The sequence below is a fragment of the Kushneria sp. AK178 genome, from assembly GCF_053903105.1.
The window spans coordinates 1481828-1506170 of sequence record NZ_CP096381.1 but is presented as its reverse complement, the minus strand read 5'-3'; the positions used below and the strand labels follow the sequence as shown (position 1 = coordinate 1506170).

General features: G+C 63.6%; 17 protein-coding genes. 5 read left to right on the top strand and 12 right to left on the bottom strand.

Translation table 11 applies throughout. From position 1 onward, the window contains the following. Positions 1-219 precede the first annotated feature (219 nt). Together putA and putP are read left to right on the top strand one after the other, a co-directional pair. On the top strand, positions 220-3411 hold the full coding sequence (gene putA, locus M1D97_RS06695) for a bifunctional proline dehydrogenase/L-glutamate gamma-semialdehyde dehydrogenase PutA (protein WP_456269955.1): 3192 nt from the start codon (positions 220-222) through the stop codon (positions 3409-3411). A 143-nt stretch (positions 3412-3554) separates the two neighbouring features. Continuing rightward, positions 3555-5045, top strand: a complete 1491-nt coding sequence (putP, locus tag M1D97_RS06690; protein ID WP_456269954.1) for a sodium/proline symporter PutP — start codon at positions 3555-3557, stop codon at positions 5043-5045. Between the two features lie 126 nt (positions 5046-5171). Here the strand turns inward: putP and M1D97_RS06685 are convergent, their stop codons facing one another. Further along, positions 5172-5456 (bottom strand): hypothetical protein, encoded by a 285-nt coding sequence (locus M1D97_RS06685; protein ID WP_456269953.1) that lies wholly within the window; start codon positions 5454-5456, stop codon positions 5172-5174. A 275-nt stretch (positions 5457-5731) separates the two neighbouring features. Here M1D97_RS06685 and M1D97_RS06680 point away from each other — a divergent pair, with 275 nt between their 5' ends. Next, complete coding sequence (locus M1D97_RS06680) at positions 5732-6214, top strand: FKBP-type peptidyl-prolyl cis-trans isomerase (RefSeq protein WP_456269952.1); 483 nt, start codon at positions 5732-5734, stop codon at positions 6212-6214. 46 nt (positions 6215-6260) lie between these two features. Here M1D97_RS06680 and M1D97_RS06675 read toward each other — a convergent pair whose 3' ends face one another. The 7 genes from M1D97_RS06675 to M1D97_RS06645 form a co-directional block, all read right to left on the bottom strand. After that, positions 6261-6941, bottom strand: coding sequence for a hypothetical protein (locus M1D97_RS06675; RefSeq protein ID WP_456269951.1), 681 nt, complete (start codon positions 6939-6941; stop codon positions 6261-6263). 84 nt (positions 6942-7025) lie between these two features. Beyond that, entirely contained in the window at positions 7026-7745 is a 720-nt protein-coding gene (locus M1D97_RS06670; protein ID WP_456269950.1) for a hypothetical protein, read from the bottom strand. A gap of 275 nt (positions 7746-8020) precedes the next feature. Beyond that, complete coding sequence (locus M1D97_RS06665; protein ID WP_456269949.1) at positions 8021-8509, bottom strand: NlpC/P60 family protein; 489 nt, start codon at positions 8507-8509, stop codon at positions 8021-8023. 316 nt (positions 8510-8825) lie between these two features. Then, positions 8826-11108, bottom strand: coding sequence for a DUF1266 domain-containing protein (locus M1D97_RS06660; RefSeq protein ID WP_456269948.1), 2283 nt, complete (start codon positions 11106-11108; stop codon positions 8826-8828). Positions 11109-11173: 65 nt separating this feature from the next. Further along, positions 11174-12466: an acyltransferase family protein gene (locus tag M1D97_RS06655; protein ID WP_456269947.1), complete on the bottom strand. Its 1293-nt coding sequence runs from the start codon at positions 12464-12466 to the stop codon at positions 11174-11176. A 212-nt stretch (positions 12467-12678) separates the two neighbouring features. Then, positions 12679-14823: a catalase HPII gene (katE, locus tag M1D97_RS06650; protein ID WP_456269946.1), complete on the bottom strand. Its 2145-nt coding sequence runs from the start codon at positions 14821-14823 to the stop codon at positions 12679-12681. A gap of 410 nt (positions 14824-15233) precedes the next feature. Next, positions 15234-15485: a GlsB/YeaQ/YmgE family stress response membrane protein gene (locus M1D97_RS06645; RefSeq protein ID WP_456269945.1), complete on the bottom strand. Its 252-nt coding sequence runs from the start codon at positions 15483-15485 to the stop codon at positions 15234-15236. A gap of 197 nt (positions 15486-15682) precedes the next feature. On the opposite strand from M1D97_RS06645, the gene M1D97_RS06640 reads away from it, so the two are divergent. Both M1D97_RS06640 and M1D97_RS06635 read left to right on the top strand, forming a co-directional pair. Further along, positions 15683-17083 (top strand): YcjX family protein, encoded by a 1401-nt coding sequence (locus M1D97_RS06640; RefSeq protein ID WP_456269944.1) that lies wholly within the window; start codon positions 15683-15685, stop codon positions 17081-17083. Next, entirely contained in the window at positions 17080-18183 is a 1104-nt protein-coding gene (locus M1D97_RS06635) for a YcjF family protein (protein WP_456269943.1), read from the top strand. The genes M1D97_RS06640 and M1D97_RS06635 overlap by 4 nt, the downstream gene beginning before the upstream one ends. Positions 18184-18238: 55 nt before the next feature. Here the strand turns inward: M1D97_RS06635 and M1D97_RS06630 are convergent, their stop codons facing one another. Genes M1D97_RS06630 through ptsP form a run of 4 tightly spaced genes read right to left on the bottom strand, consistent with a single transcriptional unit; the run spans position 18239 to position 24316 of the window. Beyond that, a complete protein-coding gene (locus M1D97_RS06630) occupies positions 18239-19036 on the bottom strand; it encodes an HAD family hydrolase (protein WP_456269942.1) in 798 nt (265 codons plus the stop codon). Positions 19037-19076: 40 nt separating this feature from the next. After that, positions 19077-19988, bottom strand: a complete 912-nt coding sequence (locus M1D97_RS06625; protein WP_456269941.1) for a BadF/BadG/BcrA/BcrD ATPase family protein — start codon at positions 19986-19988, stop codon at positions 19077-19079. Next, positions 19978-21687, bottom strand: a complete 1710-nt coding sequence (gene nagE, locus M1D97_RS06620) for an N-acetylglucosamine-specific PTS transporter subunit IIBC (protein WP_456269940.1) — start codon at positions 21685-21687, stop codon at positions 19978-19980. Before nagE ends, M1D97_RS06625 begins: the two co-directional genes overlap by 11 nt. Continuing rightward, entirely contained in the window at positions 21677-24316 is a 2640-nt protein-coding gene (gene ptsP, locus M1D97_RS06615; RefSeq protein WP_456269939.1) for a phosphoenolpyruvate--protein phosphotransferase, read from the bottom strand. The genes nagE and ptsP overlap by 11 nt, the downstream gene beginning before the upstream one ends. Positions 24317-24343 lie beyond the last annotated feature (27 nt).

Below are 24343 nucleotides of genomic sequence, written 5' to 3'. Positions count from 1 at the left end.
ACGTATTGCCGAAATGCCTGTCCTTTTGCGTCATCGACAGGTCAGCGCAACTTCCGTCAATCTGACAATCCTTCCCGGCAAATCGACAAGACGACGCCGAGTGCGGCGCCCTAAAGTCAAGACAGTGGCCATCCCTTTGTCATCGCCAGCCATCGACACGCCGCCTGTTCATGCGTGTTGACCCGATGCTGGCCGTCCCCTGCGGCAAGGAACTTCAACATGCTCAACAGCCAACAAATACTCGATGCCGGCACCTGGCAGCAGACACCTGACGCTCTTTTTGATCGCCTCAGCGCGCACTACATCGTTGATGAAAATGACCTGGTGCGGGAATTCATCGCACTGCTGCAGACCGACGACGCCGATTTCAGACGCATCGCCGACAGTACAGCGGCGCTGGTGCGCGAAGTGCGTGCCATGGATACCGCTTCGGACTCCATCGATGAGCTTTTGCAGCAGTACAGCCTGGGCACTCAGGAAGGTCTGATGCTGATGTGTCTGGCGGAAGCGCTGCTGCGTGTCCCCGACAGCGCGACCACCGATGCGCTCATCGAGGACCGTCTCAGCGTCGGAGAATGGGAAAAATACGCGGGTCAAAGCGAGTCCTGGTTCGTCAACGCCTCGACCTGGGGGCTTTTGACCACCGGCCGCGTGATCAAGCTGGACCAGCCGCAGGACGGTCGCCCGGCCGGTTTCATCAATCGCATGGTCAATCGCATGGGCGAGCCGGTCATTCGTCAGGCCATGCGCCAGGCGATGAAGGTGATGGGTCGCCAGTTCGTGCTGGGCCGGGATATCGACGAGGCGCTCAAGCGCTCGAAGCCGCAGTTCGACAAGGGCTACACCTACTCCTACGACATGCTGGGGGAAGCCGCGCTGACCCGACAGGATGCCAAACGCTATTTTGATGATTACGCCAGCGCCATTCGCGCCGTGGGCAAAACCAGCCAGAAGCTTTCTTCCGATACGCCGGCGCCGTCGATCTCCATCAAACTCTCGGCGCTGCATCCCCGCTACGAGTTCGGCCGGCGCGAGCAGATCCTCGAGGAGCTGGTCGCCACCGTACAGCAGCTGGTCGAGCTGGCGCGTGGCCTGGATGTGGCCCTGACCATTGATGCCGAAGAGGTGGATCGCCTCGAGCTGTCGCTGCAGGTGTTCCGGGCGGTGTATACCTCCAGCGTCTGTCAGGGCTGGGGCAAATTCGGCCTGGTCATCCAGGCCTACTCCAAGCGCGCCCTGCCGGCGCTTCATTGGCTGACACGCATCGCGGATGCACAAAACGATGAAATCCCGGTGCGTCTGGTCAAGGGCGCCTACTGGGACAGCGAAATCAAGGAGTCCCAGCAGCTCGGTATCGATGGCTATCCGGTCTTCACCCGCAAGGCCTGCACGGATGTCTCCTATCTGGCCTGCGCGACCTACCTGCTGTCCGACAACACCCGGGGACGTCTCTTCCCGCAGTTTGCTACCCACAACGCCCATACCATTTCGACCATTATCGATCTGGCCCGCCAGAGCGAGCGCCCCTTCGAATTCCAGCGCCTGCACGGCATGGGCGAGGCCCTGTATGAAGCGGCCCTCAAGCAGGCCCCGCAAGGCACCTGGTGTCGCATCTACGCCCCGGTCGGCGCCCACAAGGATCTGCTGCCCTATCTGGTGCGCCGCCTGCTGGAAAACGGCGCCAACTCCTCGTTCGTGCATCAGCTGGTCGACCCGCGCGTGCCGGTAGAGTCCCTGTGCGTTCATCCGGTCGAGAACCTGACCGGCATCGAGCAGTACTTCAACCCCAACATCCCGATGCCCGCCGAGCTCTATCCCGACGGTCGACGCAACGCCCGCGGCATCAACCTCAACATTGAAAGCCAGTTCAGGCCGTTGATCGAGGACATGGCGCCCTTTCTCGAGCGTCATTACCGCGCCGGGCCGCTGGTGGGCTTCGAGCTGGAGGACAACGGCGGCGAGCACCAGGACGTCCGCTGCCCCTGGGATCACCAGCGCACCGTTGGGAAAGTGCGCTGGACCAGCGCTGACGAGACCTCGCGCGCCATCGAGGTGGCCTGGCAGGCCTTTCCGGACTGGAACGACACCCCGGTCGAGACGCGCGCCGCCATCCTGGAGCGCTTTGCCGATCTGATGGAGCAGCACATGGCGGAGCTGATGGCCCTGTGCTGCATGGAGGGTGGCAAGCTGCTGCCCGACGGCGTGGCCGAAGTGCGCGAGGCGGTGGATTTCTGTCGCTATTACGCCGCCAACGCGCGGGACATCTTCGAGGCGCCCACGGTCCTGCCCGGGCCGACCGGGGAGTCCAACGAGCTCATCATGCAGGGCAAGGGGGTCTTTGCCACCATCAGCCCGTGGAACTTCCCGATCGCCATCTTCTGCGGCCAGACCATGGCGGCCGCCGTCACCGGCAATACCGTGCTGGCCAAGCCGGCCGAGCAGACCTCGCTGATCGCCCATCGCGTGATCGAGCTGTTGTACGAGGCCGGCATGCCGCGCGAGGTCGTCCAGCTGCTGCCGGGCGATGGCGCCACGGTCGGCGCCGTGCTCTCAAGTGATCGACGCATCACCGGCGTTGCCTTCACCGGCTCGACCGGGACGGCGCAGCTGATCAACCGCTCGCTGGCCGCACGCGACAACGCCCCACTGCCGACGCTGGTCGCCGAAACCGGCGGTTTGAATGCCATGATCGTCGACTCCACCGCCCTGCCCGAACAGGTGGTCAAGGATGTGGTGGCCTCGAGCTACCAGAGTGCCGGCCAGCGCTGCTCGGCGCTGCGTGTGCTGTATGTCCAGGAGGACATCGCCGAGCGCGTCATCGACACCCTCAAGGGTGCGATGGCCGAGCTCAACGTCGGCGACCCGACCCGCCTTGCCACCGACGTCGGGCCGGTCATCGATGAAGAGGCCCGCCAGGGGCTGCAGGCGCATATCGATCGGCTCAGGGGCGAAGGCCGCCTGATTGCCGAGACCGCCATCGACCCGGCCGTTGCCGCCAATGGCACCTTCATTGCGCCGACGGCGTTTAAAATCGATGGCATCGATGCGCTGGAGACCGAGCAGTTCGGCCCCATCCTGCATGTCGCCACCTTCAAGGCCAGCGAGATCGATACGGTCATCGATACCATCAACGAACGCGGCTATGGCCTGACCTTTGGCGTGCACAGCCGCAACGAGACCTTTGCCAATCGCGTGGCACGTCGTATCCGGGTCGGCAATGTCTACGTCAATCGTAATATCATTGGCGCCGTGGTGGGTGTCCAGCCCTTTGGCGGCCAGGGGTTTTCAGGCACCGGCCCCAAGGCGGGCGGCCCTCACTACCTGCTGCGCTTTGCCAACGAAAAAACGCGGACGATCAATACGGCCGCCCTGGGGGGCAATGCTTCGCTGCTGGCCATGGGCGACGATTGATTCCACTATCGTAATACCGATGCACCATGGGAAACCCTGGATGGTTGAAAACATTGGCCAAAGGGGTTCCCATTCGCGCCCGCCCTGCGCATGACACCTGCAGGAAACCTTCCGACCCAATAATCAGAACACAGGAGAATTTTATGGCTATCGGTGTCTGGATCAGCCTTTTTGCCTACTTTGCGCTCATGATCGGTATCGGTCTGTATGCCATGCGCACCTCGACATCGACCTCCGAAGATTACATCCTGGGGGGCCGCACGCTCAGCCCCAAGGTGGCGGCGCTGTCGGCCGGCGCCTCGGACATGAGCGGCTGGCTGCTGCTGGGGCTGCCCGGGGCAATGTTCGCTTCCGGTCTGGGCTCGGCCTGGATCGGCATCGGTCTGCTGCTGGGGGCCTTTTTCAACTGGTTGCTGGTCGCCCCGCGCCTTCGCGAACAGACGGTGCACTACGGCAACGCCATTACCATTCCGGCCTTTCTGGCCAACCGTTTCCCTACCCGGTCCCTGTCGCTGAGGGTGGTGTCGGCCATTGTCATCGTGGTCTTTTTCGCCATCTATACGGCCTCCGGCCTGGTCGCCGGAGGCAAGCTCTTCCAGAGCGCCTTTTCGGGCCTGATCAACATCGGCGGGCTGGGTGATTACGGCACCGGCGTGATCATCACGCTGGGCGTGGTACTGGTCTATACGGTGGTGGGCGGCTTTCTCGCAGTAAGCCTGACCGATTTCGTGCAGGGCTGCATCATGATGCTGGCACTGGTCATCATGCCGGCCGTGGTGCTCTTCGGTGAAGGCGGCGGCGGGTTCGGCCAGGCCTCGCAGACCCTCAACGAGGTTGATCCCACCCTGCTGTCCTGGACGGACGGGCTGACCTTCATCGGCTGGCTCTCCGCGGTCACCTGGGGACTGGGCTATTTCGGCCAGCCGCACATCATCGTGCGCTTCATGGCCATCCGCTCCCTGAAGGATGTGCCCACGGCGCGCAACATCGGCATGAGCTGGATGTTGATCTCCATGATCGGTGCCGTCTCGCTGGGCCTGTTCGGCCGGGCTTACGCCGTTCGTAACGGCATGGACATTCAGGACCCGGAAACGATCTTTATCGTTCTGGCCAATCTGCTGTTCCATCCGCTGGTGACCGGTTTCCTCTACGCGGCCCTGCTGGCGGCGATCATGAGCACCATCTCCAGCCAGCTGCTGGTGGCCTCCTCCTCGCTGACCGAGGACTTCTACCGCCTGTTTCTGCGCAAGCAGGCCTCCGAGAAGGAAGTGGTGACGGTCGGTCGAGTGAGCGTGTTGCTGGTCGGCATCGTGGCCGCCATCATTGCCTCCGATCCGAACTCGCAGGTCCTTGGCCTGGTGAGTAACGCCTGGGCAGGCTTTGGTGCGGCGTTCGGCCCGCTGATCCTTTTGTCGCTGATGTGGTCGCGCACCAACGGTGCCGGCGCCATTGCCGGCATGGTCGCGGGCGCCGTCACGGTCATGGTCTGGATCGCGCTAGGCTGGAACGCCGCGTTTCTGGGCGGCCCGGGCATCTATGAAATCATCCCCGGCTTTATCGCCTCGCTGATTGCCATCGTGGCGGTCAGCCGCGCCACCAGCGATGCCGGCGAGTACAGGGGCATCTCGCACTGACCGCTCAACTGCCCGGGGCGCAACGTCAAAAAGGGCTCCCGAGGGAGCCCTTTTTGATGGCGTTGAATCCCTGACGCCCTGCCGGTGTCGATCTACAGCCGACCCGACAAATGGCGCCCGGGCATGTCAATGCACCTTGCTCAGGGCAAAGCGAATGACGGCCCGCACGATCAGGGCAATCAGGGCGATCAATACCAGGGTCAGCAGCATGGACGCCGGGTTGGTCATCAGCGTGGCAAACAACACCCCCGCCACGACACACCAGGTAATGCGACTGGTCTGATCATCATCCAGTCGCAGCATGGCGGGCACCCAGCGATTGACCATCCTGCCGAAGCCGTTTTCCCAGCTCTTCCAGGCCAGCGCGGTTGCGATGGCAAAGATAACAATCCAGATGACAGCAATGGTCATAAGCTCTCCTGCGCGGGTGTTTGAACGTCTATAATTCCGTATGAGTCCGGGCACAATGCCTGTGCCGCGGGGTCTCCATGACACCGGCCGGCATGCGGCTCGACACCATGCTGGCATGATATCGCAAAAAAAGCGCGATTGATGAGCCACACGGGGTTGAAAAATATGTGGCCGTCGCCATCTTGATGAGTCAGCACGTCGGCACGCATTGATGGCAACGATGCCCCGACCGTTAGAGAGCAACCAACACGTACCGACGCAAAAGGACCCTTATCATGCAGATCGCAGAGAACACAGTCGTATCGTTTCACTACACTCTGAAAAACGATTCCGGGGAAGTCCTCGACAGCTCTGAAGGTCGTGATCCGCTTTCCTATCTGCACGGTTCCGGCAACATCATCCCCGGCCTGGAGAAGGAGCTGGCAGGCAAGACCACAGGTGACACGCTTCAGGCACGGGTCGAGCCCAGCGAAGGCTATGGTGAAGTCCAGCCCTCTCTGGTTCAGGAAGTGCCGCGTGATGCCTTCCAGGGCGTTGAAGACATTCAGCCCGGCATGCAGTTCCAGGCACAGACCGAAGGCGGCCCGCTGCTGGTCACCGTGACCAAGCTGGAAGGCGACACGGTCACCGTTGACGGCAACCATCCGCTGGCCGGTGAAACCCTGAACTTTGACGTCAGCGTCGAAGAAGTCCGTGAAGCCAGTGCCGAAGAGCTCGAGCACGGCCACGTACACGGCGAAGGCGGTCATGAGCACTGATCACTAACGGTCGGTGTTTCAAAAGGCAGCCATTGGCTGCCTTTTTTTATGTCTGACCGTGCGGCGCGTCAGAAACCACCTGTTCAATGACAGGCGCTGGCGCCGCTGTCTCCGGGCAGCGGCCCAGCAGCCGGTAGTTGGATACCAGTCGCCAGGCCAGCACCACCAGACAGCCCCCCGCAAATCCGACCCCGCTCCAGGCAAGACTCTGCGGCCAGTAGCAGGCCGACATCAGCAGCAGGGTACGCCCGACGCTGCCCGTGGCCAGATCAACCCCGTACTCGAATTTCCCCGTTTTAATGACACACTGCCAGGCGTTTTGAAGCAGTACCGCCAGGCGCCTCTCGAGATCAAAGACCAGCACCACGATCACCAGAGCGAGCGCGGGCCAGAAAAGCTGTCCGGGCGAATACAGCGACAGTCCGCTCATGACCGACAGAATCAAAATGATTTCCATGAAGGGGCGCAGATAGCGCTGCCTGGCATCGACGTGTCCCAGGGCGCCGGAGACCCAGCCGGACAGCACGCTCAGCAGGCGATACAGGGCCACGGCCAGTACCGCCAGCACGGACTGATGGGCATACAACAGGGGCGCGGTGATCACGGCGAGCACGATGGCCGCCAGGGCAAGCCCTGCCGGTGAAATGCGCCAGGTCACCAGCTGGTGCGCCGTCCATGTCATGACCACCCGGCATGAACCACGCAGGCGAAAGATCAAGTGAGACATCCTCGATACCAGCGGCAAGGGAGGCGTCATTGTAGTGATGGGGGGTACCGGCGTCGATGCTGACCTGTGCGGAGGGCGCCCGATCTACGAGCGCCCGCACTCGAGCACAGCCATGAAACGATCATCGCCGCCCGTGTGGTCCATGACATGCAACGCACGGGCAATTCGGGGGTCAAGCTGCTGGCCATTACAGCAGGTATCTCCCGAGCGGGCGATGGCACCGGGGAAATTGATACTGCCCATGGCCACACCCTTGTGGGCATCATTAATGGCCTGATCGACCACCATTTCATTGTTCTGTGCCGGGTGGCCGTGCGTCATGTACACCACCCGACCACCCTCGCGGCACAGCTCGATGGCGCGAAGCAGCAGGGACACCAGTCGCTCGGCGCGCTGTCGCGGTGACAGATGTCGACCGATCAGTGCCGGAATATCGAGCAGCACCCGATCAAAGGCCCCCATCTCCTTGCGGGAAAGACGCTCATCCTCGAGCCGGGTCATGACCACATTGTCGGGCCGGTATCGAAGCGAGGCGTTTTCCAGCGACAGCGCCCCCATGATGTTGGCGACCAGCTCACCCCGCTCATCGAGCGCACCGGCGAGCGTCCGCATGCGCTGTTGGCTGGCACCATACATGTCCAGCACCCGATGATGGGGTGCAATATCCAGCAACGACACGCCGTAACCACAGGGCCGGTCATGCATCGGGTGGGGGGATGACTCGCTGTCGGGCACCGTGACAGCCAATGGAAGGGGCGCCGACTCGATGGCGCGTGCCGAAGAACCTGCAACTCGGGTATCCATACCTGACAAATCCTGAAGTCCATTTTCAGACCGGCATCCTGCCAGCCTTTTACGCCATTATCGTACAACATTTTTATACACTTTGTACAAGAAATGCAGACCGGTCAGCATCGGACCGGCTGACCTCTCAAGGGTTTTCGACAGAAGCGGCTTTCCGGGGAAAGATGGTCGGGGCCGTGCCATGAGGACCGCCCTGCTACGGCCCCTTGGAGCATCAAAACAAAACGGGCCGATACCATGGCGGTATCGGCCCGTTGCCCGAAAGCGCTGGAACGTCAGGGTGTGCGCATGGCGACCATGTCAGCATTCAGCGCCCGGCGCGACTGCCAGTAATGCCGGCTCCAGTAGGGATTGTCCAGCCGGGAGATCCTGACCCCCTTCGAACTCGAGGCGTGCATGAAACGCCCCTCCCCGACATAGATGCCGACATGGCGATCACCGCGCCACGGTCTGAAAAAGACCAGATCACCGGGTCTGAGCGATGACTTGTCGATGCGACGACCGGTGAGCACCTGACCGGCCGTGGTCCGCGGCAGGTCAAGGCTGAAGCTGTCCCGAAAGACCTGCTGTACCAGCGCCGAACAGTCGATGCCGCTGCTGCTTTCGCCGCCGAACCGGTAGGGCGTGCCCGCCCAGGTATCGTACTCCGCCATCAACGCGGCCTCGACATCGGCCGAATAGGCGTCCCCGGGTGTGCTGTAGGCCTGGCGAAAGTGCCTTCCCGCTTTCGCTTTCGACGTTTTGACCGTCGAAAGCGAAAGCATGGCCCTCTCCTGTACACCATCCTGTGACCCGGACTGCGAAGCAGCACACCCCCCCAGGGCAAGACACACCAGACTACCCACGATTATTCGCCGCATATAGACGGCCCTTTTTGTTGATCGAGCACTGGAGACATCCTGAAAGTATCGCGTGGAACGTAACGAAAGGCGCCGGCTACAGCGCCTTCAGGATGGTAAGGAATTCGACCGGGTGTGGCGAGTATTAAAAACTAATCAAATCACTCTTGTTGTGACCAAAGCATTAATCGAAGGTCAGTCGATAGTAACAGGACAATGCCGAACGTAACCCGAAGTGCCGTTAATGCAGCACCCGGGCATCTCCCGGCAACGTATCGGCATGCAGCGGCGGCCAGCGCCCGAGACGGTGCCCGGGGAAGTCGAGACTGGCCCAGCAGCCTGCCAGCGGTGGCAGTCCTGTCTGCCAGGCCGTCATGGCCTGACTGAATTCCGCCAGAAACTGCTCGCGCTCGGGGGTGGCCATCATGAAAAAGCTGTACCCCGCCAGCATGCCCCTGCCGTAGGCCCACCAGCCGCTATAGTGGCGCGATGCCAGTGTCAGCGCCTGATCCAGGTAATAGTGGAGTCCTTCGACACTCAACCAGCCCACCTGACGCGCCGCAGCGGCCAGGTCCACCAGCTGCGCGATATCCCATGCGGCCATGTCGATGTCGTTGCACTGGTGATCGTTGTTGAGCACGCGACGCAGTCTTTCCAGATGGACATTTTCGTCCTCGCTGCGATCCGCGGACTCGAGCACCGCAATTTCCTGCGCCAGGCGTCGCTGATTGAGGGTATAGGGGGCGTAGTTGATCAGATATTCCTGGCGGTCCCCCGCCTCGACCAGAAAATCGAGAAAGCGGGTCAGCTGCGTGTCGGCGCTGATGCCGTAATGACTCTCCAGCCACTCGCGGATGTCATTGGCCTGTGCCCCATACTGCCTTTCGGGCTCGCCCCAGAGCACGGTATTGAGAGGGCCCGACAGCGACAGCGCCGTAAACCGTGACAGCGACGGGCGCCTGCCGGGCTCATCATGGACCCCGGCAGGCGCGGTCAGCCAGTGGAAGGGGCTGCCGGGGTCATGACGATGCCACTCGATATCTTCCGCCAGAGACCCCTGCGAGCTGTCCTCGGGCAGAAGCCGCTCCCACTGCGCCCAGGCCTCCAGCATGGTGTCCATATCGCGATAGTGACGGCTCAGCGTGGCGGCCAGGCGCGTGTAATAACGCGTCAGCCGCTCGGTTTCACCATAGTCGGCGCTTTCAAACATCTGCAGATGAAAGGCGTATTTTTCCGCCATGAAAATCGTGGCCGAGACCGACGCACACGCCGCCAGCGACTGACGACAGGCCAGCAGCTCGGCCGACGGCGTGCCAAAGGGCGTTGCGGTTTCCGGCAGTCTGCCATGACGCGCATCAGAGGCCAGCTGATTGAGATGGTGAACCTGCCCCGGCATCCAGAAGCGTGACAGCCCCGCCACACCCTCTTCCGGGCGCCAGTCCAGGATGTCGGTGAGATACTCCCGGCTCTGCCGGCGATGGTCGTCGCCGACCGCGGGCGCCACATGCTGGCGATACAGCAGATCCGGCTCCCTGACCGAGGCCACGGCCAGCGCCCAGTGGCGAGCACTACGGCGCAGCTCGCGGATCATGGCCCTGGAGCGGCGGCGAAGATCATCATCGAGCAGCTGATGCAGCGGTCGCTGCCACGGGCCGTCGGGCGCTTCGAGCAGCAGCTGCCAGTCCGCCGTAACGTTCTCCATCAGATCGAGCCCTTCATGCAGACTGCGACCGCGCTGCCAGGCCAGCGCCACGTCATGCCAGCTCTCGTAGCGACAGCTCAGAAGGTCCACGCCGTGGGCGGCAAAGCCTCTGGCCTCCTCCTGATCGAGCCAGCCCATGGCCATGCCGGCCCAGGCCAGATCCACCAGACGCAGCCAGTCCCAGGCCGCCACATCGCGGGGCTGGCCCTGCACAACCAGCGCCTCGAGCGTCGCGGCATAGGTGGCCTGCGGCGCCATGCGCGCATGCCATTTCAGGCGCTGCGCCCGTGTCATGGCCGTCAAGCGCTGATGATCCAGCTCCCAGCCATGGCGGTGGCCCTGCCCGGCCAGCCACAGCAGCATGCGGATCAGCTCCTCGCGATCATGAATGGACCAGACCCGGTCCAGAAAATGGCCGGTGCGCTCACGCTCCAGCGCAGCGCTGTCGGGGCTGTCGATCATGATGGGCCCGAAGGGGGCGCGGGCCCGCCAGATCACGCTGTCGCCCTGATCGGGCCAGGGCGGTTGCGACGCGCCCTCTTTAAGCCAGCCCAGCCACTGCGACAGGGCCGATTCATCCAGCCACTGCGCATTGAAGGCCAGTACCAGCATGGTGACGGCTTCATCACGCTGCGCCTGATCAACACGTCCCACCATCTGCCACCCCAGCGCGCCGGGCTCCTCGATATCCATGCTGCGCAGGCGGGCAAGGGCACGAGAAACGCTCATGGCACGCTCGGGCGGCACCTCACGATGCCAGCCGTGGCTGGCCAGACGCTGGGCACACCAGGTCTGCAGGCTCTCTTTCAAAAAATACCTCATGGGACAGATGTTCGATCACGCCATTGCGGGGCGGTCCTTATTGTAACCTGGACCGCCCCCTTCCCTCAGCGGGGTTCCCGCGGATCGGCCATGCGTTCGGCGTGCGTCTTTTGACGCACCGGGGCCGAGGGCAGCATCCACCCCAGAATCCAGCGGCGTATCCGAACCACGAACTGCTCCTGAAAGAGTACGCAGAGGATGACGGTCATCAGCAGATAGACCGGATAGAGCCATATCGAGATATCGCCGGCCGCCGCCAGGCACAGGCGCAGATTGTCGGGGCACAGGGAAGGCTCGCCCTTCAGGATCTGCTCGCTGCGGGTAAAGATCACATAAAGCGGCACATGCAGGGCAAACATGGGCAGCGATGCCCCGCCCAGACGCCCGGCCAGGGTAGTTACCCGCTTGCTGCCGGGCGGGGGGATATGCACGCACAGATAGATCAACGCCATTTCGGCCGTCAGCAGCAACCCGTTATGCAGCAGGTAGTACCACGCCCGGCCCTGCTCGAGCAGCCAGGTGGCCACCAGACAGCACACCACGATATAGAGCGCCAGCGTCAGCTTGCCGCGCATTTTGAGCCGCCTGCCGGCGTCCTTTTGCTGCATGTAAAAGGCACACAGCAAAATGCCGGCGATGAACTCGGGCAGTCGAATGATCGGGTTGCGATGCAGAATGCCCGTTTCCGGCATGTCATAGGGCGTAAAGGCCACTACCAGCAGCGGCGGCACCAGATAAACCAGATTGGTGATCAAAATGGCCGGTCGCGTCCTTTTGATCCTCATGAGCCGCGGTGCGATGAAGGGAAAGGTCAGATAAAAGAAAAACAGCGCCGAGATGGACCAGGACGGCGGGTTGAACGTCAGATAGTAGGGGTTCCACGCATGCAGCATGAAGACGTTAAGCACGACATTGAACCAGAGTTCGACGTCGCCCATGGTGTGGCGCAGCGCTTCGGGATTGACGATCCCGGTGTCGTTGTTGACGTCGTAGAGCACAAAGCGCAGCGACGTACCGGCATCCTGCGCCGTCAGGGCCAGATAGCCCACGCCTGCCGACACCGCCATGGCCAGCAGACACGAGCCGATATGGATCGGATAGAGATTGGCAAAGCGCTTGGTCATGAAGCTTCTGGCCGACTCGCGCATCTCGTTCTGGTCGTTGAGATACACATGGGCCAGCAAAAAGCCTGACAAAATGAAAAAGGTACTGGTCGAGAAAAACCCCAGATCCGTGACATAGCCCGACCAGCTTCTAATGGACGGATAGTTGTGCAGGGTATGGAAAATAACGATGTAGAGACCGAGAAAGAATCTCAGCCACTCGAGTCCGATGAATCGCTCTTTGGAAGAGGCCATGATGTCCACTCAAAGCACTGACGTAAGCGGGGCAGAGCCGCCATGCCTTCTGGTAGATGACTGGCAGTCGCCGGTTTGGCAAGCAACATACGCAGCTCTTGTGCCAACGTCCACTCCGGATGGTCATAATATGTTAATCCACCAGCGGACAATAAAAACCCCGGCCGGGCCGGGGTTATCAATCATCGGATAGCGGGGCTTGATCCGTAAAATCAGGCCGGCTGAGTGTTGGCCTCCGGATTACGGCTCCAGACGCGATGCTGGCCGAGCAGCTTTTTAAAATCATCAAAGATGGCATCAACGGTATCCCCCGTCAGCACGCCTTCATCCATCCTGATATTGGCCGCTTCCAGAAGGTCCTTGCCCTCGCCCACGGCGCCAATCACCTTGAGGTGCTTCCAGGCCTCCTGCGGATAGTAGCGTCCCTGACCGCTCGCCTTGAGCGTCTCGATGCTCTGCGCGCCGCCGGCAATCAGCACCGCATCCATGGTGACCGACGGTAGCCCGTTGAGCATGGCGTCCGGCGCGATGGTATTGCCATTGCTGGCCTTCACCGGGGCCATGCTCGGCGCAATGATCATGCCCTGCGCGCCCTCGGCCTTGAGCTTCGACTGCAGCGCCGTGACCTGATCAAGATCGACCCCATCGGCGACCAGAATGGCCACCTTGCGGTATTTGATGTTGCCGGGCAGACGCGCCATCAGACTCAGCGCCGGCGACTCGGTCTGGCTGCTGTGGCCCAGCTCTTCCGCCGACGCCGGCTTCTCGTCGGGCGTTTCAATACCATGCATCTCGCCGACGCGACGGGCCAGGTCCAGATCGATGTTGGGCAGGATCTGCTGGATCATGCGCTCACGGATCCACGGACGCTCAACCTTGGAAAGTTCGAACGCATAGGCCTGAACGATGTGCTCCTTTTCCACCTCTGTCTGGCTGTTCCAGAACAGCGTGGCCTGCGAGTAGTGATCGGCAAAGGAAGCACTGCGGCCGCGAACCTTGTGGGCATCCACGCGCTCGTTGACCGATTCAAAACCGCCGTTTTCCGCCGCCGGCGGCGTTTCACGCGGCCAGCCGTCATCGATCGAGTTGGGCTCGTAGGAGGCCTGGCCCTTGTTGATCGTCATGCGGTGGAAGCTGTCACGCTGATTGTTGTGGACCGGCGTGACCGGACGGTTGATCGGGATCTCCTTGAAGTTCGGCCCGCCCAGACGCAGCATCTGGGTATCCAGATAGGAGAACAGACGCCCCTGCAGCAGTGGGTCGTTGGTGAAGTCGATCCCCGGCACGATATGGCCCGGATTGAAGGCCACCTGCTCGGTTTCAGCGAAGTAGTTGTCCGGGTTGCGGTTGAGCGTCATCTTGCCCAGCGGCGTGACCGGCACCTGCTCTTCGGGAATGATCTTGGTGGCATCCAGAATGTCGAAGTCGAACTTGTGCTCGTCCTCCTCCTCGATGATCTGCGCGCCCAGTTCCCACTCGAGATAGTCGCCGTTGCTGATATCGGTGGCCATCTCGCGGCGGTTGAAGTCCGGATCGCGGCCCCACAGCAGCTGCGCCTCGTCCCAGATAAAGGAATACGTCCCGGCCAGCGGCTTCCAGTGAAACTTCACGAAACGCGCCTTGCCCTGCCTGTCGACCAGCCGGAAGGTATGGACGCCAAAACCTTCCATGGAACGATAGCTGCGCGGGAAGGCACGATCGGACATGGTCCACAGCACCATGTGCGCCGATTCCGGCATCAACGAGACGAAATCCCAGAAGGTGTCATGCGCAGACTGCCCCTGCGGAATCTCGTTGTGCGGCTCGGGTTTGACGGCGTGCACGAAGTCGGGAAACTTGATCGCATCCTGGATAAAGAAGACCGGCATGTCGTTGCCGACCAGATCCCAGTTGCCCTCTTCGGTATAAAACTTGGTCGCGAAGCCGCGTACGTCACGCACGGTGTCGTTGGAGCCACGCGAGCCCTGCACGGTGGAAAAGCGCACAAAGGTCGGCGTTTGCTTGCCGGATTTGAACACCGCCGCCTTTGAGTACTTCTCCGCCTCGGGATAGGCCTCGAACACGCCGTGTGCTGCCGCACCGCGGGCATGCACGATGCGCTCGGGGATGCGCTCATGGTCGAAGTGGTTCATCTTCTCGCGGAAGATGAAATCCTCCATCAGCGTCGGACCACGCTCACCCGCCTTCAGGGAGTTGTGGTTGTCGGCAATGCGTACACCGTTATTGGTACGCAGATCATGGCCTTCAGCGTCATTGCGAAACTGCTCAAGGTTTTCATTCTTGCTCTGATCACTGGTCTTGAAATCAGTGTCATGCGGGCCATCGGTATTGGACGCGCTATAGGGATTCTTTGCCACGGTGTCTCTCCTCATCGAATTCGACAGTGGAGCACTGCCGGTCTGCCTGGCCGTTGGCAGCGCTTCACAAACGCATCCGGTCATCATTGATCAGCGTGTCGGGGACGCCTTTCGACCGGTCATGGCAGCTTGCAGCCCTTAAGCGTAGATAAATTTTCCGGCCCGAAAAAAACAATCACCGGGCAAGTGGCCAAATCTTATCCTGTGACAACCCTTACCCGCCGACGGCCCCGAATACGGCATACGACCATTGCCGCCATCAAAAAGGGCTGCCGGGATCGCCCGACAGCCCTTACGGGTGCCCTGGCCGGTGCCGAGCGGATCGGCAACGGCCCCGACCACAGATAGAAACAACGACGCCCGGCATGGCCGGGCGTCGCGGGACGGGAGATTGCGGCAGGGTTTCAGGCCTAGCCGTTCCCCTTGCCCTTGATCAGGGACACCAGCCACAGCAGGATGACCGAACCGATGACGGCCACGACCAGCGAGCCAATGATGTTGTTGGACCCGATCCCCAGCATGCTGAAGATGGCGCCACCCAGTACGGCACCCACGATACCCACAACGATGTTGCCCAGGATACCGAAGCCGCCACCGCGCATGATCTTGCCGGCAATCCAGCCGGCCAGACCGCCAATGATCAGCCAAAGAATAATGCTCATGGTCTTCTCCCTGATAACCACCCTGCTTGAATGTTATGCCCTGCCCGGGCCGGGAAGGCTGTAAGCGACCTACAGCACTGCCTAGACTATAGACGCTATGTGCCATGTTACCAATCACATTGCTTTCAGGCGCTGTCACACGCCATTCGCTACAATCGGAACCGTTTATCCAACCATGACTGCAGACAAGGACAACCATGCCGCTATCGCTGCCCGGTTATGCCGGCGACTGGCTTGAACGCAGCCTCGATCGGCAGGTGCGCCTCGCGGTAACGGGGCTGTCGCGCGCCGGCAAGACGGCCTTTCTGACTTCGCTGGTCAACCAGCTGCGCCATGCAGGCCTTGATGCCCGCCTGGACATGATGGGCTGTGCCCGCGAAGGCAGATTGCTGGGCGCCCAGCGCCAGAGCCAGCCGGATCTGTCCGTGCCCCGCTTCCCCTACGACCAGGCGCTGGCCTCGCTACAGGGCACCCCGCCCGAATGGCCCTCGCCGACCCGTGGCATCAGCGAGCTGCGTCTGCTCATTCGCTACAAGAGCCGAACCAACAGCCGCCATTTCCTGGGCGAGCAGCGCACCCTGACACTGGATCTGATCGACTATCCCGGCGAGTGGCTGCTGGACCTGCCCATGCTGCGCCAGAGCTACCAGCAGTGGTGCGAGGCCCTCGGTCAGCAGCTGACGGGGCGGCGGCGACGCTTTGCCGAGCGCTTTCTCGAACGGGTCGGCGAGCTTGACCCGGCCGCCACGGCCGACGAGCAGCAGCTGGCCGATATCAGCGCCGAGTACGCCCGCTCGCTCAACAGCGCACGCAACGAAGGCGGCTATACCTGGGTGCAGCCGGGACGCTTTCTGCTGCCCGGCGAACTGGATGGGGCCCCGGTGCTGCAGTTCTTTCCATGGCCGCTGGAGCAGCTGCAGGACCCGGCGGCGCTTTCCGAACTGCCGGCCGACAGCAACTACCAGACGCTGGCGCGACGCTTCGAGCACTACAAGCGCACCGTGATCGGCCCCTTCTACCGCCAGCACTTTCGCCGCTTTGACCGCCAGATCGTGCTGGTGGATGTGCTCTCGGCGCTCAATGCCGGGCCTGATGTCTTTGACGATCTGCGCCACGCCATCGCGACCCTGATGCAAAGCTTTGACTACGGCAGCCGCAGTCTCCTGTCACGGCTGTTCAATCCGCGCATCGACCGGCTGGCGATCGCCGCCACCAAGGCCGATCACGTCACCCCCGAACAGCACGACAACCTGCTGTCGCTGGTCCAGGCGCTGATGGCCGAGCCGCTGCGGGATCTGCGCTACGCCGATGTGCCGGTCAAGTCCCTGTCGCTGGCCGCCATTCGCGCCACGCAGGCCCGCACCGTCGAGCAGGACGGCAAGCGCCATCCGGCGCTCAAGGGCACGACCGAATCCAATGAAGAGGTACTGATGTTCCCCGGTGAGGTGCCCTCGCGCCTGCCGGATGCCGATTTCTGGCAGCGCCAGGGATTTGACTTTACAGCCTTCAAGCCGGCGCCCCAGGCCTCGGGGGAAGCCCTGCCCCACATTCGCATGGACAGTGCGCTGGACTGGTTACTGGGAGACAAGCTGCGATGAACGACCCACGCCCCGGCCGGCGCTTTGATGTTCAAAACGATACCGCCGCCACGGCCGAGCCCCCGCCCGAAGCCGCCGCTTCCGAGCGGTACTTCGTGCCGGTGGATCCGGCCCCCGGCGCACGCTATCAGCTCGACAGCGTGCACCATCCGCTCGAAAACGAAGCGCCGCCCGAATCCATCGACAGCGCGCTCGATCACGCCCTGGCAAAGCCGAAAAAGCGTCGCTGGGGGCTGCTGAGCGTGCTGGCCGGCACCCTGGTCATGGGCGGCGTCGAGGCCGTCGAGACCTTCCAGAACGCCTGGTTCAGCGGCGACTGGGTCAGCGGCGCCTGGAGTGTGCTGGGGCTGGGCGTGGTCACACTGGCCGGCACCTCGCTGACCCGCGAGCTTGTGCGCCTCAAGCGGCTGCGCCGCCATGCCCGTCTGCGCGAGGACATCGATACCCACATCCGGGACACGCAGATGGACGGCGATCGCATGCAGTCGCTGTGTGACCGCCTGCGCCAGCAGATGGGGCTGGGTCACCGCGACCCGCACTGGCAGGACTTTCTGCAGGCCCGCCAGGCGCATCACGACGCCCGCGAGACCCGCGATCTCTTCAACCACTACGTGCTGGCCCCACGGGATGCCAGCGCCCGTCAGCTGATTACCCGCATGTCGAGCGAAACCGCCCTGCTGGTCGCCATCAGCCCGGTCACGCTGATCGACATGGGGCTGATGGCCTGGCGCAATCTGCGCATGATCGATCGCCTGGCCGCGCTCTACGGTCTGGAGCTGGGCTATGCCAGCCGCCTGCGCCTGTTCCGCGCCGTACTCGCCAACATGGCGTTCGCCGGTGCCAGCGAGCTGGCCACCGAGGTGAGCATGGACCTGCTGTCGATGAACCTGGCCGGCCGCCTCTCCAGCCGCGCCGGTCAGGGCATGGCCAGCGGATTGCTGACGGCACGGCTGGGCATTCGCACCCTGCGGATGCTGCGCCCGCTGCCGTTCGAGGATGACCGCGCCCCGAAGCTTGCCGACCTGCGCCGCCAGCTCTGGCAGCAGATGAAGCGCGTCGACGACGGCAAGGCCGACAAGGGCAAGGCGAATAACGGCTGACCCGGCCCTGTCCCGACGTCATCGGCGCCAGGGGCCGACCGCCGGGACACGGCGACTACAGGGCAAACAGCTCGCGCAGCTTCACCGCCACACCGGCCTCGGTATGCGCCCCGATCATCTCGGCAGCGGGCGCCCGGGTCAAAAGCTCGGGGTGGGCGTTGCCCATCGCAAAGGCGCGGCCGGCGTTTTGCAGCATGTCGGTGTCGTTGAGGTTGTCGCCAAAGGCCACCGTGCGCGACACCGGGATATCCAGCTGCGCGGCCAGACGGTTGAGCATCTGCCCCTTGGAGGCTGCCCGGTCCATCACCTCCAGCGAGTTTTCAAGCGAATAGGTGATGTGGGTACGATCCTCGAAGTGGGCACGAACGCGCGTCTCGATCGCCTTGAGCAGCGAAGGGTCGCCGATAAAAAGCACCTTGCCGACCTGCTGACCGTCGATGCCGGCCATATCGACCACGTCGTAGGTAAACCCGGTACTTTCATGAAAGGCCAAAAGCTTCGGCTCGGGGGCATCGATCAGCCAGCGGTCGCTGGTATAGAGATTGATGCGCACCTCGCTCGGGACATCCAGGTCCAGCAGCGTACGCACGATGTCCGGCGGCACCAGAATCTCGTGGATCAATTGGTCATCCGGACCGTGCAGGTGCGCGCCGTTGGCCGAAATGATGTGGGCATTGACCCCGAGCTGGCGCCGGACCTCGCAAATGTCCTGATAGTGACGCCCCGAGGCGATGGCCAGCGAATGGCCCTGGCGCTCGAGCGTCTGAAAGGTTTCAACGGTCATGTCATCAAGGCCATGATCGGCGTTGAGCAGCGTGCGATCCAGATCGGTCACGATCAGATGAGGCGTCATGCAGTCTCCTGTACGCGGTAAATGCCGGCATGGCAGACGCTCATTGTAGCGCCTGGTCGTTGCTGATGGATGTGCCCGGCTCGCCGGCCAGTCGTAGCGCCCCCTCGACGCTGCTGCCCTGCGGCCGAACCAGCCGTGGCCCGAGCCCCGGTGGCACCCATGGTTCGAGCTCGCCGGCCAGCCCGCCGCACAGCGCCAGCGGCAGCCGGGACCGCGGATCCAGCGCCCGATACATCAGCGCGATATCCTCACCTGCCTGCTGTAGCAGCGCTTGCGCCACGGGATGGTCAGCATATTGAACAACCACCGGCGCCAGGGCAGCAAAGCGGGTCTGATCGGCGCTGGAGAGCCAGTGGGTCAGACTCGATGCACAGGTGACGGGCGCGTCCGAGCGCGCCGACATCGCCTCGCACAGCGCCCGGGAAAAATCATCCGGTGCCGCGCGCCCGTCCAGCGCGTGCTGGGCATGGCGGCTGGCCCGGAGGCCCAGCCAGGCGCCGCTGGCCTCATCGCCCGAGGGGAAACCGTAGCCACCCACACCGACGCGCCGGCCATCCTCAAGCAGTGCCTCGCCCACACTGCCGGTACCCAGTGCCACGATCGCCCCGGGCCGGCCCTGATGGGCGCCGATCAGGGTGGTAAAGGCGTCGCTTTCAAGGCGCAGGCTCGCAAGCGGTGGCGCGGTCTGCACAAAGGCGTTGCGCCATGACGATTGATTGGCGCCGGCCAGCCCCAGCGCCAGATGGCACTGCGCGGTGGGCAGCGCCGCCCCCAGCGCCTGGCGCGCCTCTTCCAGCAGCGCCAGAATCGTGTGCCAGGCACGCGACACACCCAGCCCGAGCCCCGACGGGCCACCCGTCACTTCGACACGTCGCCCCTGCCACTGCGCCAGAAGCCGGGTACCGCTGCCGCCGCCGTCCACACCTGCCAGCAGTGACTCGTCAGTGGCCATGACGCTGGATCTCCGTGTGCAGCTGCTGCGCCACGATCCAGGCCTGCTCGCCCAGTACCAGATGCAGACAGTGATCATTGATGCGCTGCACGCCGGCGGCGCCCAGCGCTGACAGCGCCTCGTGATCAAGACGCGAGGCCGCTTCGACTTCAAGGCGTACGCGCGACAGCGCCACCAGCTCGCTGCGACGCAGGTTCTCCACACCACCCAGCGCCTCGAGCCAGCGCGACAGGTCGGCATCCTGCAGAGTGCTCCGGGCCGGCATCTCCTGCTCGGCGGCCGGTGCCATGGTGGGCGCGACATCCGGGGCCGCCACCGCCCGGCCGTGCTGGCGCAGGGCGGTGCGAATATCCTCGGCCACGCCATCGGCAATCGGCCCCATCACGACCTGCAGATGGCCGCCCTTGAGTTTGAGCACGCCCCGGGCACCCAGCCCCTTGAGCGCCGGCTCATCGATTCGTTCAACGTCCTGTACCACCAGACGCAGCCGGGTGGTGCAGGCGCCGACCGAGGTCAGGTTGTCACTGCCGCCCAGTGCCGTGACAAGGGCCGGGCCGCGTTCCTGCACCTCGCCGTCGTCGGCGGCAGCCGGCGCCGGTGCTACGGCGTCGCGTCCCGGCGTTTTCAGATCAAAGCGCACAATGGCCCAGCGAAAAATCATGTAATAAAGCCCCGCATACAGCAGGCCGACCGGGATCAGCAGCCAGCCGCGATTGGCAAGCCCGTAGGAGAGCAGATAGTCAAAGGTGCCGGCGGAGAAGGTAAAGCCGAGCCTGACGTCCAGCCAGCTCATCAGCGCCATCGACACTCCGGTCAGCAGGGCATGCACGACATACAGCGCCGGCGCCAGGAAGATGAAGGTGAACTCCAGCGGCTCGGTGATGCCGGTCAGAAAGGCGGTCAGCGCCAGCGAAAAGAGCATGCCCCCTACCCGGGCGCGCTGATCCTTCGCTGCAGTGTGATACATCGCCAGCGCCGCGGCCGGTAGACCGAACATCATCACCGGAAAGAATCCTGTCATGAAGCTGCCAGCGTTCGGATCGCCGGCAAAGAAGCGGTGCAGATCCCCGGTCGCGCCGTCATAGCTGCCGAAGACGAACCACACCAGCGAGTTGAGCACGTGGTGCAGCCCGGTCACGATCAACAGTCGATTGAGCGTGCCGTAGACGAAAAGCCCCAGCTCGCCGGAATCGATCATCCACTGCCCGCTCTGATCGATGGCGGTCTGCACGGGCGGCCAGACCCAGCCAAACAGCCAGCCCAGCGCCAGCGCGGTCAGTCCGGTGACGATCGGGATAAAGCGTCGCCCGGCAAAAAAGGCCAGATAGTCGGGCAGCGCAATGTTTTTGCAGCGGTTGTACCAGAGCCCGGCGACAACGCCGGCAATGATGCCGGCCAGCACCCCCATGTTGAGATCGGGATTGAGCGCTTCAAGCACGGCGGTAATCACCAGATAGCCGATCGCGCCGGCAAGGCCGGCGGCGCCGTTGCTGTCATCGGCAATGCCGACCCCGACCCCGATGGCAAAGATCAACGGTAGATTCTCGAAAATGGCGTTGCCGGCCTGGGCAATGAAGGCGATATCGAGCAGGTCAGGCTGGCCCATGCGCAGCAACAGCCCGGCAATCGGCAATACCGCAATCGGCAGCATGAGAGAGCGCCCCAGCTGCTGAAGCGCGCCCATGGGATCAAGTCGCATCGCGCGGTACTCCCCTGTCGGTTGTTGTGGCGTCCGTGGTTACGGCGTCTGTACTGGCTGGCGAGGCATGCTCGCTCAGCCACTGCTCGAGACGCTGTCGCAGCGTCACGCTATCGATGGCCTCATCAAGCCACTGCCGCAGCTGCCGCGACAGCGCGGCCCGATCCAGACGACGAACGCCGGCCTTGACGACCGCCACGCGCGCCGGCTCGACCGACAGTTCCTCCACGCCGAGCGCGACCAGCGCCGCCCAGGCCTGGGGGTCGCCCGCCGCGGCGCCGCAGATCCCGACCGGACATCGATGTACGGCGGCGCCCTTCACGGTCATGTCGATCAGTCGCAGTACCGCCGGGTGCAGCACGTCGGCACGTCCGGCCAGGTCCGGGTCCTCACGGTCCATCGCCAGGGTGTACTGGGTCAGGTCGTTGGTGCCGATGGAGAGAAAATCCGCCACAAGGGCGAGCCGGTCGGCACACAGGGCCGCTGCCGGTACTTCGATCATCGCCCCCAGTGCCGGTCGCCCCGTCAGCTTCATCTCCTGTGCCAGCATCTCGATGCGCTCGCGCACCGCCACCAGCTCGGCGGCCTCGGTCACCATGGGCACCATGATGTGAAGCCGATCCAGCGGCGTGACCGACAGCAGCGCGCGCAGCTGCACATCCAGAAGCGCCTGATGGCGGGTCATCAGGCGAACGCCGCGGGTACCCAGCGCCGGATTGGGGACGGTCGGCAGGGCAAGATAGTCGAGCTGCTTGTCGGCGCCGATATCCAGCGTGCGGATGATGACCGGATGATCCCCCATGGCGTCCAGCGCCTGCTGGTAGATGTCGCGCTGCGTCCCCTGATCCGGCGCCTGCTCCCGTGCCATGAAGAGAAACTCGCTGCGCAGCAGTCCGATACCGTCGGCGCCGGCATTCAATGCGGCGCGCGCCTCATCGGCACCGGCCACATTGGCACGGACCTCGATCAGCGCCTCGTCACGCGTCCGGGCCGGTTCATGAGCAACCCGGCGCTCGGCAGCCGCGCGCGCCCTCGTCTTCTCGACCTGCGTGCGGGCCTCATCCAGCTGGGCGGGCTCGGGGGCGAAGGTCAGCGTGCCCTTTTGGGCATCCAGGATGACATCACTGCCGTCGTGCTGCGCCATGATCTCAAGCAGTCGAGGCCCCATGGCGGCCAGACAGGGCAGCCCGCGGGCGCGCGCCAGCAGCGCCACGTGAGAGGTCGTACCGCCGCCGGCCAGACAGAGCCCGGCCGGCGCCGCGCGATCCAGCGCCAGCAGCTGTGACGGCGTGATCTCATCAAATACCACGATGGCGCCCGGCGTCATGTCAATATGGCCGGCCGCCGTGCCCTCCGACACCAGCAGCGCCACCAGCCGCGCCTGCAGATCGCGCAGGTCATCGGCGCGGGCGGCCAGCAGCCGGCTCTGACTCCGGCGCAGCTCATCGATGCGCTGTTCGAGCACCGTCTGCCAGGCAAAGGCGGCGCTGCGCCCGGCCTCGATATGCGCCAGACTCTCCTCCAGCAGGGCCGGATCATCCAGCCAGGCCTGGTGCGCTTCCAGAATATCGGCCTCTTCGCCTCGCCCCTCGGCGCGCGCCCGGTCAATCTCCGTGGCCAGGGTATCGTTGAGCGTGGTGACGGCGTCCTTCAGCTGATGCCCGACAACCCCGGCGCTCTCCTCGCGGTCTTCGTCGACCTCGGGGCGCGGCCGCTCGAGTCGCACGAGCGGGCCAACGGCGAGCCCCGGACCGGCGATCAGCCCGTGGCAGGTGGTATCATCGCCGGCCGGCACGACGGCCGGCGTCTCACCCGAGGGCGCATCACGGGCCGGATCCTCCTCGACAGCCTCGGGCGTGCCCAGAAGGGTCACCGCCTCTTCCAGCGCCGCGGCGCCTTTTGAGCCTCGCGCGATAACGGTCAGGGTGTCGCCCTGACGCAGGGAGAGCCCCATGAGTGCCGTCAGACTGGCGGCATCGGCCTGATGCTCGCCGTATTCCAGCACCAGGGTGCAGTCGTGGCGTCGGGCAATGCCGCGCAGGCGCGCCGCCGGACGCGCGTGCAGCCCGGCCGCCAGCGCCAGCGTCACCCGGTCACGATAGTCACCGTGGCTGTCCTGGGCGGTATCAACCTCTGTCGATGCGGACAGCGCCACCAGTGTTATCAGTGCCTCCCCCCGCTCGATCACACGACCGAAGAGCGCCTCACCCGGTTCGCAGCGCCATTGATCACTGCTGGTCACGACCAGTGGCGTGATCAGACTCAGTGCCCGACAGGCCAGAAGATCCGCATCGAATTCCCACAGCAGATCGCCACACCGGACGCGATCGCCCGGACCCACGTGAGCGGTGATGCCCTCGCCCTCCAGCTCCACGGTATCCAGGCCCAGGTGAATCAGAATCTCGCAGCCCTGATCGGTTCTCAATGTCAGAGCGTGGTGCGTGCGCGCCAGATGCACGATGTCGCCATCGCAGGGCGCGACAAGCTGCGACTCCAGCGGCTCCAGGGCAATCCCCGGCCCCATGGTCTGCTGGGCGAAAACGGGATCGGGCACCTGATCCAGCGGCACCAGTACCGCTTTCAACGGCGCATGAAGCAGGGTCTGCGCCGGCTCGGCTGTCTCGGACATGAAGGGGTCCTGTTGTCGTTGTCATGG

What these genes read in the sequence shown, in the direction of transcription:
- nagE (WP_456269940.1), bottom strand. Translation starts at nt 21,687, where the DNA reads ATGCGACTTGATCCCATGGGCGCGCTTCAGCAGCTGGGGCGCTCTCTC.
- putP (WP_456269954.1), top strand. Translation starts at nt 3,555, where the DNA reads ATGGCTATCGGTGTCTGGATCAGCCTTTTTGCCTACTTTGCGCTCATG.
- M1D97_RS06630 (WP_456269942.1), bottom strand. Translation starts at nt 19,036, where the DNA reads ATGACGCCTCATCTGATCGTGACCGATCTGGATCGCACGCTGCTCAAC.
- M1D97_RS06640 (WP_456269944.1), top strand. Translation starts at nt 15,683, where the DNA reads ATGCCGCTATCGCTGCCCGGTTATGCCGGCGACTGGCTTGAACGCAGC.
- M1D97_RS06660 (WP_456269948.1), bottom strand. Translation starts at nt 11,108, where the DNA reads ATGAGGTATTTTTTGAAAGAGAGCCTGCAGACCTGGTGTGCCCAGCGT.
- putA (WP_456269955.1), top strand. Translation starts at nt 220, where the DNA reads ATGCTCAACAGCCAACAAATACTCGATGCCGGCACCTGGCAGCAGACA.
- M1D97_RS06625 (WP_456269941.1), bottom strand. Translation starts at nt 19,988, where the DNA reads ATGGCCACTGACGAGTCACTGCTGGCAGGTGTGGACGGCGGCGGCAGC.
- M1D97_RS06685 (WP_456269953.1), bottom strand. Translation starts at nt 5,456, where the DNA reads ATGACCATTGCTGTCATCTGGATTGTTATCTTTGCCATCGCAACCGCG.
- M1D97_RS06655 (WP_456269947.1), bottom strand. Translation starts at nt 12,466, where the DNA reads ATGGCCTCTTCCAAAGAGCGATTCATCGGACTCGAGTGGCTGAGATTC.
- M1D97_RS06675 (WP_456269951.1), bottom strand. Translation starts at nt 6,941, where the DNA reads ATGTCTCACTTGATCTTTCGCCTGCGTGGTTCATGCCGGGTGGTCATG.
- M1D97_RS06665 (WP_456269949.1), bottom strand. Translation starts at nt 8,509, where the DNA reads ATGCTTTCGCTTTCGACGGTCAAAACGTCGAAAGCGAAAGCGGGAAGG.
- M1D97_RS06635 (WP_456269943.1), top strand. Translation starts at nt 17,080, where the DNA reads ATGAACGACCCACGCCCCGGCCGGCGCTTTGATGTTCAAAACGATACC.
- ptsP (WP_456269939.1), bottom strand. Translation starts at nt 24,316, where the DNA reads ATGTCCGAGACAGCCGAGCCGGCGCAGACCCTGCTTCATGCGCCGTTG.
- M1D97_RS06645 (WP_456269945.1), bottom strand. Translation starts at nt 15,485, where the DNA reads ATGAGCATTATTCTTTGGCTGATCATTGGCGGTCTGGCCGGCTGGATT.
- M1D97_RS06680 (WP_456269952.1), top strand. Translation starts at nt 5,732, where the DNA reads ATGCAGATCGCAGAGAACACAGTCGTATCGTTTCACTACACTCTGAAA.
- M1D97_RS06670 (WP_456269950.1), bottom strand. Translation starts at nt 7,745, where the DNA reads ATGGATACCCGAGTTGCAGGTTCTTCGGCACGCGCCATCGAGTCGGCG.